Below are 13,760 nucleotides of genomic sequence, written 5' to 3' on the forward strand. Positions count from 1 at the left end.
TGCTCACTTGTCATCAATCTTATTTTTTCGTTTTGGGGTGACTCCTATCTGCTAGTACAAATATTATTGATGACTAATGCTGCCGTTTCACTCGGATGGCTAAGAGGGAAATGATGGCCATACGGAACAAAATCAACCTTCCCAAGATGCGATGGCGCAGAATAGCCTCTGTCATACTCCCCCCAAATCATGTGAAGATGATCCTTTGTGACTTCTTTAAAGTCACCTTGACCGGTTTTCAGTAATAAATGGCTAAGCTGAACCGTCGTATTTAAAATTCTAGGAGAAGTAAAGCTGTTTCTGATTTTTTCAATATAATGTTTAGGGATGCTCTCCGTGCTTTCAAACAAACCATTTCTTAACACATAACGCTCTATCAAATGAGTCGTTGCCAATCTTAATGTCCATTTGTTCAGAAATTGAGGAACATATAGTGATTTTGCCTTTTGTTTAGCAACAGGCGGCTGAAGTAAAGTGATGAAATACTTCTTATCTATGTAATTTTGTGCCAAAGCTTCTAGAAGAATATACGCACCGAATGAATGACCGATTAGATGTGCACCATTCGTCGCTTTCTCTATTACTTTTTTCACTACATTTAAATAGATATCTAGAAGATGTTTCTCTCGTTTAAATGGAGAACGCCCCAAACCAGGAAGGTCCAAGATCCATACAGGTTGACCTGTTTTCTCATGAAGCTCCTGTGCTAAAGGAAATAAATCTTCTCCATCACTCAATAAACCATGTAATAAAATAAATGGCTTCCCTTCTCCTTGTAATTGGTAAAGGGTATTATTATCGCATAATGTTCGTTTAAATAAATGTTGGTGCTCACCATGTTGATCCATCATTCGATAATCTAGATCCGCTACTACAGCAGGGAAAAATGTCATGACACTCGTCTTCTTAAACCAATCTTCTCCCATTATTTTTTTCGCTGAAACATTTGAAAACGTTCGTTTTGTCATAAAATTCAATCCGTCAGAAGGAATGTTTGTGAGTTTACTTACACCACTATTCATGATAGCTTTCATCAGTGGCATTGGGATAGAGATGTTTGGTGCCTTCATATTCATGCTTTCTGACATAACACTCAATAGTCCAGCAACGTTCTGATCGTGCTCTTTGTCATCAACAAGTGTATATGTTTGAATAGCTGGCTGCTCCAACTTGAAAACCTGTACAATAAACTTCGCAAACTCATCGTTTGAAATAAGTGGTAACCGATAGTCCTTACCTCCAGGAATCACCGGCATGAGCCCTCTTCGCATACTCTTTACAAGCAAACCCAATCCTGCAATTTGCTCTGTACTCCCTGTTTGACTACTACCAACGACAGTTGGCGGATTAATGATAGAAAGCGGATAACCTACTGCTGATGCCTGTTGACGAATATAAAGATCTGCTAAAAACTTTGTTCTCTCATAAGGATTTTTTATTTTCAAGTAATCGTTTCCTTCTTCAAACACGTCGATGGCAATCTTGCTATTTTGATCATCAAAGGGACTCATATAACCGACAACATGGATAAATTGCTGTAAACCCTTCGATTGATGAATACTTTTAGCTAACTCATCAATATATTTGGCGCCATTTAAAAAGACGGAAGCTGCCTCTTTACTTGTCGCTTGAATATCCATAGGGCCTCCTGCGTGAATGATCACATCCGTTTTCAATACCCTCTCCTGATCTTCAGCACTTAGACCCAAATCGACTTTCGTCAAATCCCCTTCAACAAAGTGCATCACTGACTCTTTTAAAATACCTCTTTCTTGAAAAATGCGTGTTGCTTTACTTTTTGACCTCACTAAAAGAAGAATGTTCACATCCTCTTTCGCTAATTCTTCGACTAATTGCTTTCCGATAAACCCTGTTCCACCCGTTAAAAATACTGTTTTCATGTGAAATCTCCTTTTTAGTACTATTCAGTACTAATTTGATGTAAAAAAAATGCTTCTTTATCGAAGCAAGTTAAATAAATGATCTGCTGTTTTTGTGATGACAGTGGCATCTTTCAATGTTTCTGAAATAAATAACGCTCCTTCAAGATTTGTCATAAAAAGTGATGCCACCTCATCAATATGAATCGTATGTCTGAATTCCCCATTCTCTACCCCTTGTTTCAGTAATAGAGAAACTTTCTCTTGTAATCCTGTGAAAAAAAGACCTATTTTTTCTTTTATTTGTGTGGCCTTTACAGGGCTTTGAATATAAAGAGTAATAAATGGACAGCTCCCCTTATAATCTCTAGACTGAACTCCTTGTGATAATTGCTTTAAAAACAATTGAATTCGATCTTCAACTGAAAATTGGGTCTGAGACAGTACGTCATCCATTGCAGATTGATACATGTCAATCCAATAATCAACGACCCCTTCTAATAATTCCTCCTTATTAGAAAAGTGATAATACACATTAGACTTTGATACTTTGCTTACACGTACCAATTCATCCATACTTGTATAAGCAAACCCTTTTTCTAAAAACAATGTTGCAGCTACTTCAAGTACACGTTTTTGATTCATTAATTTTACCTTTGTCATAAGTAGAACTATACAGTACTAAATTATATGTTGCAAGTATTTATGATCATTTAGAAAAAATGACTATCATAAGCAATTCTATATAAAGGGTAATGTTATTTTTCAAGAGGTTTTAAACGTAATGATAGAGAAAATAGAGAAACTCGAAACACTACACAAGAAATATAGACGATATGACGAATAAACAAAAAAGGACCAGGTTCTCTCTTTCATGAGCGTCTGGTTATTTATTTTGATGACTAATCAACAATACCTATAACTGTATCTATGAAGTTTCATTGGAATATATACCTATTAAATAAAACTAATAATTGTTTTGATAACCAAAAATATCTATGTTATCATAATAATGTAATATATTTCTAACTCCAGGAGGTTTTTCTTTATGAAAAAATCATTACTCATCCCCATTATTTCCCTTGGATTATTTGGTGGAATAACTGATGATGTATCTGCTGCTGAAACAAAAAACTACAATCAAAATCAAAATGGTTCTACTATCATGAAGACATCTAGCAGTATTCATGATAAAGCTTTTGAACTAAAAAATGGAGGTATAGGTAATTCTTATACGGGCAAGTATAACCCCATTAAATATTATAAATTTTATTTTGATGGTTATGAGGGCGTCTCTGTAATATTTGATAGTAAGGGATCTCATAAAATAAGTATATTAAATGGGAATTTTTTTGAAGTTGGAACAGACATTGCATTTTTTCCGGACATAACTTTAGGTTGGAATTATATTGAAGTAGTAGATACAAGACCTAGTCTTGGCGCATCATACTTTGATTTAAAAATACAATGGAATTAATTTGTTAGTACATATTTAGGAATTGTTTATTTAAATTTGAGATTATAAGACCCAGACGGCAATTAAAAGCTATCTAGGTCTTACTTTATTTATTATGTCATTGTTGAATTGCAATATACAATTCTACTAAACGGTCATTTCAGATTGTTCAAATTGTATATACTTTAAGTTTGAATTAGAAATTATAGTCTTTTTAATATCCATTATAATTATATCTTCATTTATTTACTCTGCTCTGCAATTAAAGATCATTTTAAGTCCCTCAAAATCACCATATGTCATAATGCTATTATGAATTTCTCCGATCAAAATTTATCAATCATCTTGGTTGTTGTATATATTTACGACAGCATTTTTTACTGTTGTGCTAGAAAAGTTAAATAGTATCATTATCCACTACAATTTGTTGTTCTGATCATTTGATTCCAATGATTTTTCAAAGCGTTAGGATCATACTACCTCCCCCCTTCCCAAATTGCCAAGCATTTCAATCAAAATGTATTGCTTGAATAATCTCTTTAAACCATTTTCTACAATGGGATAAGAGACTTGCATTATGCTGTTATTTAAGTAGAGATACTAGAAAAAATCATCTAATAGTTAAAAGGTTTACAGTGAAAGACAATTGTTAAGCTAAATAAAAATATTATAGTTTGGATGAATTAAAACTTATACTCGATAACATGAAAACCTATAAACACAATCATACAAATATCACCAATTCAATTATATGCTTATATACTTTTTGAGAGAACAAGCTTGCTTATAAGCGGAGCGTTAAACTTTAAATTGGTCGGGGATCTTGAAGAAATAAAGTGAATATTGAAAAATAGGTTAGGTGGGATACGAGCAATAAAGTAATTTTAACAACCTTAAAGACCATGCCATCCTCTTATCGCATGATTAAATGATGGAGTATTAAAAGAACTTAAAAATTCAAGTTAAAACAGAATGAAATGATATTACTGTGAAAATAGAAGAAAACGAACTAAAAAGTTCGCCTCCAATCAAAAGATAAAATCTAAATCGGCACCACCGATTCTCATTATTCTTTCAATACCTTTAAAATCCTTATATATCAGGCGTTTCAGGTATATTATCCGATACTACCTTCCATCTCGAATTTGATTAATGTTGCTCGAAATGGCAGGCACTGATTAACAATAAATCCGGTCAAACCTTTGATATAAAGCCATCCCTTCAAATGTTTTAAAATAGATTATAATTTCAACTTGGCATGGACTTGGCACGGTGTTTGCACGAAAGAAGCTTTTTGGTTAAAAGATAATAAATTGACTTTTGCAAAAAGCATCCATTTATTATGGTTGCTTTTTCCTTTGATTAAGAACCAAAGATTCTTTCCCTCGCTTTTATTACAGGTAGATGTAATCTGTGAAATTTAAATTGATTATAACTTCACTTTTCTTTTTAATTTAATACAAATGACATCCAACTTTTTATAGTTGAATGCCATCTTCCAAAATGAATTGCTTTTTATTTTTATTCTCCAATTTGGCTACCTTCCGGGTATCTTTCAAAAACTAAATCCTCTAGGAGTTCCGCTGCCTCTTTAGTTTTTGACATTTCATTTCCTGACCAAAATACTTTAGCCCATAATAAATCTAATTTTCTAACTCTTGGTCGGCATAAGTCAAAGAAATGAATTTCCCTTACCTCTTCAATAAGGTCTTGTTTGAGCACATCATCTATATCTCCTAAATTTGGAATATAAAGGTTTTGAATACTTTTTTTCTCTAGCTTACGTTCCCCTTCTTGGTCCTTTGCCATTGCTTCAAATTGTAATTGTGCAAAAACACTCGATAACCATGAAAGTAACAACCACATTTCTTCGCTATTTCCACCAAATACTTCTAAAGCATTGGTTGAACAAAATACCTTTTGCTCGTTAATAAAGGCTCTTGCACTTCTTCGTAAAGCTCTTGGGATAAAAACCGTATGCTCACTTGAATAAAAATCTGACTCTTTGTATAGAATCTCTTTTAATTCTTCCTTTGATTTTTCAAACTTCTTTTGTTTAGATTTATAAACTTGAAAATCTACATAAACATCCAAGATTTTATCTAAGATAATTGATTCACCCGTACCATCCTGATATGCGCTATTAGGAGGGCATAAAAACCTTACAGGAGTAGCATCCTCATTAAAAATTGGAGTATTGATTTCATTTACTTTTCTTAGTGCGGGATATAGCCAATCCCTAGGAACACTCTCATCTAACAAATCCCATAACTTTTTCTTGGAATTAATAAATAACAAATCAGAAGCCCCTTTATTTCCCACTCTTCCTCTTCTAAGGTCATAATCTGAAGCGACAAGTCTTATACAATGGCTTTCTAGGTTGTTAGTAATCCATTCTTCCGCAACTCTTCCATTACTGGTAATATGCCTCCATCCAACTGTGACTCTATTTTCAAGTTCTTCTCGTTTCTCTTTTCTTAACTCCATGCCCATTGGTTGGATAATTTGCTCGTTAGAAGAATTACTCAATGCCCTTTTAAGATTGTGTAAATCCACCTGTTCTAATGGGGTAAAGGAATCTAATACCTCAATCTCTTCCACACTCGAACCCTTTCTACCAACAAAGACAACTGTATCTTTTATAACCTCTTCAAACAAACCTTCTCTAGGGTACAGAAAAATGTGTTCAAGTCCAAAGTTACCAACTAAAAATTCTCTAAAAGCTTTTGATTCATTTCCTTGAGCAGTTAGATATTGTTTAGGCATTATAGCTGAAATTACAGTGCCATCCTGCACTAATTCAGTTACCAATTCTAAAAACAGTGCTTCCACACCAATCTGTCCAAAAAGTGTCTGCGGTCTATTTCCAGTTAGTTGTATTATTTTATGTGCAAATTTTCGTTTAATGGCAGGATCAGTTACCCCTGACACATAAGGTGGATTCATAACGACTACACTTACGTTTGCAAAATCCTCTGGGTTTAAACTGCAAACATCTTCACCGGTTATAGTTGGAGCATTATTCGAACTTACTAATTGTGGAAATAATAATCCTAATCTAATTGACAAAAGCTCCAAAAAAAGAGTTTCTATATCGTTTGCCCAAATTTGCCGAGGCATAACGTTATTAAAACCTGCGCTGACCGTTGCTAATAAGTTTCCACTTCCAGCTGCAGGGTCACTAATTACCTCATCTTCGGTTAATGGTCTGCCTAAAATATGTTGTGAAATTATTGATAGTACCTTTCCCAATTCAATATCGGTAGGTACTACACCCTCATGTCCTCTTCCTCTTGTAGCTATATCGTGAATTAATTCGGCAAGTTCATCTCCTGTTAAGATTCTGCGTCCTAAATCATTTAAGGAACTAAGAAGATTAACATTCCAAATATCATTATCATTTGTATTTGGTTCCGGTTCTGAAAATAAAACATTAAAGTCAATTTTCCGACCTTCCTCCAATAGCCTTCCTGGTCTAGATTTAAAGTAAATAGCATCTCTTGTAGGTACTTCTACGTTTTGTCCTCTTAAAACCCCTCTTATGTACTCATAGCCCGCAACAACTAGTGCTTGATGCCAACTAGTAGAATTATCTTTTCTGTTCTCTAATATATCAACGAGATTCGCTGTTGAGCTTTTATATGTTCCTGCATCATTTACAGAAATATCAATGATATTTTGAAATGCTTCGACTAATCGATTATAAAACTCTGAAACAGTGTCAGAAAAGTTTCCTACAACAATTGGACTTGGCTCAATAATTTGTTGGGATACGACAGGTTTATTCGGGTCGTGCTTAAAAAAGTCAATAATCTCCAAATTAGTTAAGCAATAGTAATGTTGTTCAACCTTTATATTTGCTTCTCTAACATAGGATTGAGCTTGAAGTCGATACCTCGTACTACTAACCTGTGATTTTGTTCTTTTTACCTCAACGATCAGTAAATACTTTTTTGTTTGTTTGTTCTTAATCACAAAATCAGCTTCTATACTTCCTACTAATTCATGGTGAACTACTTCATATGTACTATCGAGACCGGTGTTCACTAGAGCCTGATTCAACGCCGCCTCACAAATTGGGTGATACACACTTACCTCATCGTCACCATAACTTGGCAAATACGAAAATACACAGTTATTCAAGCCTTTTCCCCCCAAAAAATTTATTACTCCTATATCAATATTACCATATATTTCATTAATTAATATAAGAAAGAAAAAAACTGCTTTCAAAAAAGCAGCTTTTACATTCAAATTTTAGACATAAACTCTTTTATTTTTTCAGCAAGCACCCTTGCTAATATTGGAGGAACTGCATTTCCTACGATAGTATGTTTACCTCGTTTAGTTGTAGATACTAATTTATAGCTATCAGGAAAACTTTGTAGCCTCATTGCTTCTCTAACAGTAATTAATCTTTTTTCACCGTAGTGGATATTACAACCTACATTCGGTCTATTAAAGTGTGTGTTAATTGTATATGAAGGTTTTTCTGGTATTAGCCTACCGTAGCATGTTGTACGCCCACCAGTCTGTTTAAATGTTTTGATACGCTTTGAAGGTACCCAATCTGGTACATCCATGTAATTACCGCCAACAGGAACGTGATCAATTATTATTTTATCTAATTCGCTTAATTTTGGTAATGCATGCTCTGTTATTAGCCTGCTACCTTCCCTCATTTTAATTTGAAATTCGTTTAATGGTGGAGTAGTGTACTCATTTGTTTCACTCTCGTTCGGACTTGGAAGGTCTGATAATGCATCGTGAACAGATACCCACCTCTTTTTTAAAAGGCTCTCCTTCTCATCATGAGTAGGTTCAGGAAATTGAAATTTCCTTTCTCCTTTTGCACCAACTAAAATCACCCTTTTACGACGCTGTGGAACCCCATAATCAGCAGCATTTATTATTTGCCAACTAACGGTATAACCTTTTTCTTTAAAAGCCTTTATTAAGTCCTCGATTACAAGATTCCCTTCTTTTGTTTTGGCTGATTTTAGCCCAGTAACATTTTCAAATACAAAACATTTAGGCTGAACTTCAGAAATTACATCCATATAACTCCATACAAGTTGCCCTCTATCGTCTTCTACATGTCTTTTCCCAACCAACGAAAATGACTGACATGGCGGACCACCTATCAATAAATCCGCCTTTGGAATAATAGCTTTATCAATTTTGGTTATATCTTCTAGAATAATGTGTTTTCCTATATTTGCTTCATAACTAAGTACTGCATCTTTTTCAATATCATTAGCCCATACGATGTCAAACCCAGCCTGTTTAAAACCTAAGTCTAAGCCTCCACCGCCTGAAAATAAACTTATTGTCTTTATCCCCATCTTTTTACACCTTTTTCTTAGCTGACCTTTCTTGTTCTTTTTGTTTCAGCAAATGTAGTAATTGTTCTATTTTCAATCCTTCCGATAAATAAGGCAAGAGAATCGTATCTATAGTACCGATTAAACTGTTATCATTCTCCGCTATTAACCGCTTTGCCAAAGCAATTAGTGTTTTTTTATCTTCACTTGATATGGTTGCTGGATTTATTACTTTTAATTGGTCTAACTCATATTTTTGAACCTTTAGCAACCCCTTTCCATGGGTTCTTCCTATTCCCTCCAAATAGTAAGAAGTAATGTTGCTATTAAGAATTGAAAACAATAAGAAAGGATCAACTCCTTCCTTAACATTAATTTCGTAAAAATTATCCCTCGCAATTAATCTGCTTTCATTAAAAATAAACTTCTTATTTTCTCTTATGATATAGCTGAAAATTATTGTTGAAGGCTGTGTTCTTTTTATTTGATACCAAGAATCCGGGTTTTTCTTGAACTTTTCATACAAAGTTTTGGGCTTCTTATTATTTGCTAATTTTATTTCTTGTTCCTCAAGAAAATCTAATAGCTCTTTCGGTAATTCCTCTTTATTTGCATCAGTCATTAATATAAAATCTTCCTTAATACGAGAACCAGTAGTGTATCCAGTAACATCTTTAGGGCTGCAAACAATTGGTTGGAAAAATTGATTAAACATATCCTTAAATTTTGAAGCCTCATCAATAAAAATGGAATTTCCATTAGTGCCAATGCCCCTGTTTATAACAGTTAAGGAATCTAAACTAACTAAGCTACTTTCATCCCATTCATTTTCATTCTTAAAAATAGTTATCCAATTGGATTTTACTTTTAAATCTTTCTGATAATACTGATTAAAATTGGATTCCTTATTTTCCATAAAAATATTTTTAAATGAGCCATTTATTTTATTAGAAATATCAACAAATTCCATTTTATGGTTTGGATATTTTTCTTCTCTACCTTTTTTGGTTAATTGAAGGATACAGCTCTCAACATCTGCGTCTGGAAAAACATCCTTATCAAAAGAAATAAATTTTTCGATTAAAAAATTATCTAAAAGGAACTCTTTAAACTTTGTACCATAATCCGCAATTGCCCATGTATTAGGAACTATTGCGATAATGCTACCATTATCTTTAAGTATAGACCATGCCTTTACAAAAAAATAAAGATATAAATTACTCCTTGCGGATAATTCTACCCTTAGACTTTTTAGTTTTTCATTAAGATAGTTTTTATTTAAAAAGTCAGGCATATCCGTCGTTAAGTTTTCTTGTCTTACATATGGCGGGTTCATAATAACGCAATCCACCTGTTTATTAAAATTAAAAAAATTTATGTTCTCTAAATCCAAACTAACGTTCGATTCCTTATAATCATTATAACAAAAAGGGTCTATTTCAACACCAATAATATTTTCTTTTGGATAACCTTTTTTTAGTAAGGAATCAATAAATATTCCTTTACCGAAACAGGGGTCAAGAATTTTGTTTGGCTTTAAAGACATGGCTATTTCCGTCATAACATCTGCTATATTGATTGGTGTGTAAACTTGTCCTAATAGTTGCTGTTTTTGTTCTTTATTTGCCTCGAACCATGGACTTACATCAATTTGTTTCGACATTTCTTTTACTCCTATAAAAATAATCTCTGTTCATTATACATTAATTTAATATTTCTTTTAGTAGTAAAGCATAAATAAACATCTGTAAATAGCCGGAATATTATTAAATCTTCATAATATTATTGATTGTAATAAGACACCGAGAGAACATACAGACATTTTCACCTTTCCAAAACCTGTCCTATTAAAAAGCCCAATCCCTATTAAAGAATTTGTTTTCTTTCGGCTAATACAGGAGGGAATTTTGTGGCAAACAACTTTAAGGATTATATAAAAAAAAGGGCAATTGAAATTGGTAAATACATGGTTGAACATAAAACCACCATACGCCAAACAGGAAAGGTATTCGGTGTAGCAAGAATGACAGTTTATCATGACATAACCGAAAGATTACCTGAAATTGATAAGGATTTATACCAAGAGGTTTTAAAAGTTTTAAACCACCATAAAGAAGTTAGACACATAAGAGGCGGTGAAGCAACCAAAAATAAATACCAAAAAAGACTGGAAGAAGAGAAAAATGCTCATCAAAATTAATGGACATCTGATTACTAAGGGTTTTCACTTGGAACATCCATCAAACAAAATATCTTTTTCATAAGACCCCAACAAAAAGTTAGGGTCTTTTTATATACATTGTAGCACGAATAATTCATTGTACTGGTTCTTTATTTTTTAATCCTCCTATTAACAATTCAGTCTCTTTACGATTAGTTGGTGTAATCCGGGGATTGTATTCTTTACATCTTTGGGGAACCGTTCGCATTTTCCTCTTGAAACAAGTTTCAAAAAAAGCACCTATCGTTCATAATCGAAAGGAATAAATAGAAACCTGTAGAAAATTCACTAATAGGGAGGTGAGATTCATGGCAACAAAACTAATAACTGTTTCAAGGGCACAAGCTGAGATAAAAAGGTTGCAACAGTACATAACCTTGGTAGAAAAATATCAAACGGATACCTTGGAAAAATGGATTATCAAAGAGTATGCTTACACGAACAGCATTACAGAAGTTGTTAAAAGAACTAATGCTAAAGAAATAACCCTTAACCAATCCTATGCAAGTCAGTTTTAAAAGGAAAAGCAAGTGATGAGCTTCATCGAATGTTGAGGTCTGGTTATTTTGCACGATTAAAACCAAACAAAGAGAGGCTTTACTGACTTAATCCATTCTAGGCAAGGAGGCTGCTCTTTGATTTTTCACGCCTATAAAAGTCCATTTTCTCATGGTCTGAATTTTATTACATGTCCTATTAAATAGCAGTCTTGAGATAATTGAAAAATGCCAGCGCCACAAGGTTGACCCAATATATGATGTCCAACTAACATAAAACCTTGACTCCGACAACACTTTCGAATGCCACCCGCTCAAATTCCCCAGGGTTCACCTCAATCCGCACCTCATGCGTAATTGAATCCACGTAATGAACATACCCAGTAATGTCGTGAGTAAATCCCATATCCCAAATGGTTAGTTTAACCGGATAATTGTATTCTGTTGCGTATTCAATACGAAGGTCAAACTCTTCCTTCTAATTTTCGTCTAATATTGGCTTTGCAGTCCGAGACTGATTCTTGAACATTTCACTAGTCATTTCAAAAGGAAGAAATTTAAGATGAAGCAAAATGAATTGATTTTAAGAAATCCAAGATTTCGCAAAAATGAAGATGGGATTATCCTCCAAAATTATAATAGGTATTAATTAACACCTTCTACTATTTTTGAAACCATGCAAGATTACTGTAAAAAATCTGGTGTTGATTATAAAGGCACCCACGGCTTTAGGCACACGCATGCGGTGCTGCTGCTTGAATCAGGGGCAAGCCTTAAATATGTATCAAATCGCTCGTTACATAAAACCATCAAAACAACAGCAGATACTTATCTTGATATTAACAAGAAAATAGAAGAAGACGAACTTCAAAAGTTCGCCTCCTATACTAAAAGATGAGTTCAACTTGGCACGAATTTGGTACGCCACCAAGTTGGCACGATATAAAATCCCCGCAAACCCGCAATATATAGGTTTTTTGGACATTAACCAATAGAACCTTCCATTTCAAACTTAATCAAACGGTTCATTTCAACGGCGTATTCCATTGGTAGTTCTTTTGTGAATGGCTCGATGAAGCCCATGACGATCATTTCTGTTGCTTCTTCTTCAGAAATTCCGCGGCTCATCAAGTAGAATAGCTGCTCTTCTGATACTTTCGATACCTTCGCTTCGTGCTCTAATGAAATGTTGTCGTTTAAGATTTCATTGTAAGGAATCGTATCAGATGTTGATTTGTTATCCATGATGAGTGTGTCACACTCGATGTTTGAGCGTGCACCCTCTGCTTTGCGTCCGAAGTGAACGATTCCGCGGTATGTGACTTTACCGCCTTGTTTGGAAATCGATTTCGATACGATCGTTGAAGATGTGTTTGGTGCAAGGTGAATCATTTTTGCACCTGCATCTTGGTGCTGACCTTTACCTGCTAGGGCAATACTTAATGTCATACCACGAGCGCCTTCACCTTTTAGGATAACCGCTGGGTATTTCATTGTCAGCTTAGAACCGATGTTTCCATCAATCCATTCCATTGTTGCATTCTCTTCACAAATCGTACGTTTTGTCACAAGGTTGAAGACGTTGTTTGCCCAGTTTTGAATCGTTGTATAACGGCAGTAGCCGCCTTTTTTCACGATGATTTCAACAACCGCACTGTGAAGTGAGTTTGTTGTGTAAACTGGAGCTGTACAGCCTTCTACGTAATGCACGTGTGCGCCTTCATCAACGATGATCAGTGTACGTTCGAACTGACCCATGTTCTCAGAGTTGATTCGGAAGTATGCTTGAAGTGGTGTATCTACTTTTACGCCTTTGGGTACGTAGATGAATGAACCACCAGACCATACAGCCGAGTTAAGCGCAGCAAATTTGTTGTCAGTCGGAGGAATGACTTTTGCCCAGTGCTCACGGAAGATGTCTTCGTTCTCTTTTAATGCACTGTCTGTATCTTTAAACACAATGCCTAAATCTTCAAGATCTTGCTTCATGTTGTGATACACAACTTCAGATTCGTACTGAGCAGATACACCTGCTAAGTACTTTTGCTCTGCTTCAGGGATTCCAAGCTTATCAAAGGTTTGTTTGATTTCTTCTGGTACTTCATCCCAAGAACGCTCAGAGCGTTCTGATGGTTTTACGTAGTACGTAATTTCATCAAAGTTTAATGCATTTAAATCTCCGCCCCATTGTGGCATCGGCATGTTGTAAAAGTGCTCAAGAGATTTCAAACGGAAGTCGAGCATCCACTGAGGCTCTTCTTTCATACGAGAAATTTCTTCAACGATCTCTTTTGTCAGTCCGCGCTCTGAACGGAAAATGGAAACGTCTTTATCAGAAAAGCCGTATTTATATTCACCAACATCTGGCATTTTTTTAGCCAT

11 protein-coding genes are annotated in these 13,760 nt (G+C 34.6%); 4 read left to right on the top strand and 7 right to left on the bottom strand.

Annotated elements, in window-relative coordinates:
* Positions 1–44: 44 nt before the first annotated feature.
* Both NST15_RS15160 and NST15_RS15165 read right to left on the bottom strand, forming a co-directional pair.
* Positions 45–1,901, bottom strand: coding sequence for an alpha/beta fold hydrolase (locus NST15_RS15160; RefSeq protein WP_342498622.1), 1,857 nt, complete (start codon positions 1,899–1,901; stop codon positions 45–47).
* Between the two features lie 57 nt (positions 1,902–1,958).
* A complete protein-coding gene (locus NST15_RS15165) occupies positions 1,959–2,525 on the bottom strand; it encodes a TetR/AcrR family transcriptional regulator (protein ID WP_342498623.1) in 567 nt (188 codons plus the stop codon).
* 403 nt (positions 2,526–2,928) lie between these two features.
* Here NST15_RS15165 and NST15_RS15170 point away from each other — a divergent pair, with 403 nt between their 5' ends.
* The gene (locus NST15_RS15170; protein ID WP_342498624.1) at positions 2,929–3,357 is read left to right on the top strand and encodes a hypothetical protein; all 429 of its coding nucleotides are present in this window, start codon (positions 2,929–2,931) and stop codon (positions 3,355–3,357) included.
* Positions 3,358–4,857: 1,500 nt separating this feature from the next.
* Here NST15_RS15170 and NST15_RS15175 read toward each other — a convergent pair.
* Genes NST15_RS15175 through NST15_RS15185 form a run of 3 tightly spaced genes read right to left on the bottom strand, consistent with a single transcriptional unit; the run spans position 4,858 to position 10,323 of the window.
* The gene (locus tag NST15_RS15175) at positions 4,858–7,590 is read right to left on the bottom strand and encodes a BpuSI family type II restriction endonuclease (RefSeq protein ID WP_342498625.1); all 2,733 of its coding nucleotides are present in this window, start codon (positions 7,588–7,590) and stop codon (positions 4,858–4,860) included.
* The gene (locus tag NST15_RS15180) at positions 7,587–8,681 is read right to left on the bottom strand and encodes a DNA cytosine methyltransferase (protein WP_342498626.1); all 1,095 of its coding nucleotides are present in this window, start codon (positions 8,679–8,681) and stop codon (positions 7,587–7,589) included. Before NST15_RS15180 ends, NST15_RS15175 begins: the two co-directional genes overlap by 4 nt.
* Before the next feature lie 4 nt (positions 8,682–8,685).
* Positions 8,686–10,323 carry an N-6 DNA methylase gene (locus NST15_RS15185; protein ID WP_342498627.1) on the bottom strand — a complete coding sequence of 546 codons (1,638 nt, stop codon included), beginning with the start codon at positions 10,321–10,323 and terminating at the stop codon, positions 8,686–8,688.
* Between the two features lie 246 nt (positions 10,324–10,569).
* On the opposite strand from NST15_RS15185, the gene spoIIID reads away from it, so the two are divergent.
* Together spoIIID and NST15_RS15195 are read left to right on the top strand one after the other, a co-directional pair.
* Positions 10,570–10,860 carry a sporulation transcriptional regulator SpoIIID gene (gene spoIIID / locus NST15_RS15190; RefSeq protein ID WP_342498628.1) on the top strand — a complete coding sequence of 97 codons (291 nt, stop codon included), beginning with the start codon at positions 10,570–10,572 and terminating at the stop codon, positions 10,858–10,860.
* Between the two features lie 329 nt (positions 10,861–11,189).
* Entirely contained in the window at positions 11,190–11,399 is a 210-nt protein-coding gene (locus tag NST15_RS15195) for a hypothetical protein (RefSeq protein ID WP_342498629.1), read from the top strand.
* A 247-nt stretch (positions 11,400–11,646) separates the two neighbouring features.
* Here NST15_RS15195 and NST15_RS15200 read toward each other — a convergent pair whose 3' ends face one another.
* Positions 11,647–11,835, bottom strand: coding sequence for a YolD-like family protein (locus tag NST15_RS15200; RefSeq protein ID WP_342499062.1), 189 nt, complete (start codon positions 11,833–11,835; stop codon positions 11,647–11,649).
* Positions 11,836–12,042: 207 nt separating this feature from the next.
* Between NST15_RS15200 and NST15_RS15205 the strand changes: the two genes are divergently transcribed.
* Positions 12,043–12,276: a tyrosine-type recombinase/integrase gene (locus NST15_RS15205; protein WP_342499063.1), complete on the top strand. Its 234-nt coding sequence runs from the start codon at positions 12,043–12,045 to the stop codon at positions 12,274–12,276.
* Positions 12,277–12,362: 86 nt separating this feature from the next.
* Here NST15_RS15205 and sufB read toward each other — a convergent pair whose 3' ends face one another.
* Positions 12,363–13,760: a Fe-S cluster assembly protein SufB gene (gene sufB / locus NST15_RS15210; RefSeq protein ID WP_017368012.1), complete on the bottom strand. Its 1,398-nt coding sequence runs from the start codon at positions 13,758–13,760 to the stop codon at positions 12,363–12,365.

This window comes from Bacillus sp. FSL R5-0820 (genome assembly GCF_038593385.1).
Classification (GTDB): Bacteria; Bacillota; Bacilli; order Bacillales; family Bacillaceae; genus Bacillus; species Bacillus altitudinis.

Excerpts from the sequence above, each read along its gene's own strand:
- NST15_RS15160 (WP_342498622.1), bottom strand. The coding sequence starts at position 1,901 with ATGAAAACAGTATTTTTAACGGGTGGAACAGGGTTTATCGGAAAGCAA.
- NST15_RS15165 (WP_342498623.1), bottom strand. The coding sequence starts at position 2,525 with ATGAATCAAAAACGTGTACTTGAAGTAGCTGCAACATTGTTTTTAGAA.
- NST15_RS15170 (WP_342498624.1), top strand. The coding sequence starts at position 2,929 with ATGAAAAAATCATTACTCATCCCCATTATTTCCCTTGGATTATTTGGT.
- NST15_RS15180 (WP_342498626.1), bottom strand. The coding sequence starts at position 8,681 with ATGGGGATAAAGACAATAAGTTTATTTTCAGGCGGTGGAGGCTTAGAC.
- NST15_RS15185 (WP_342498627.1), bottom strand. The coding sequence starts at position 10,323 with ATGTCGAAACAAATTGATGTAAGTCCATGGTTCGAGGCAAATAAAGAA.
- NST15_RS15195 (WP_342498629.1), top strand. The coding sequence starts at position 11,190 with ATGGCAACAAAACTAATAACTGTTTCAAGGGCACAAGCTGAGATAAAA.
- sufB (WP_017368012.1), bottom strand. The coding sequence starts at position 13,760 with ATGGCTAAAAAAATGCCAGATGTTGGTGAATATAAATACGGCTTTTCT.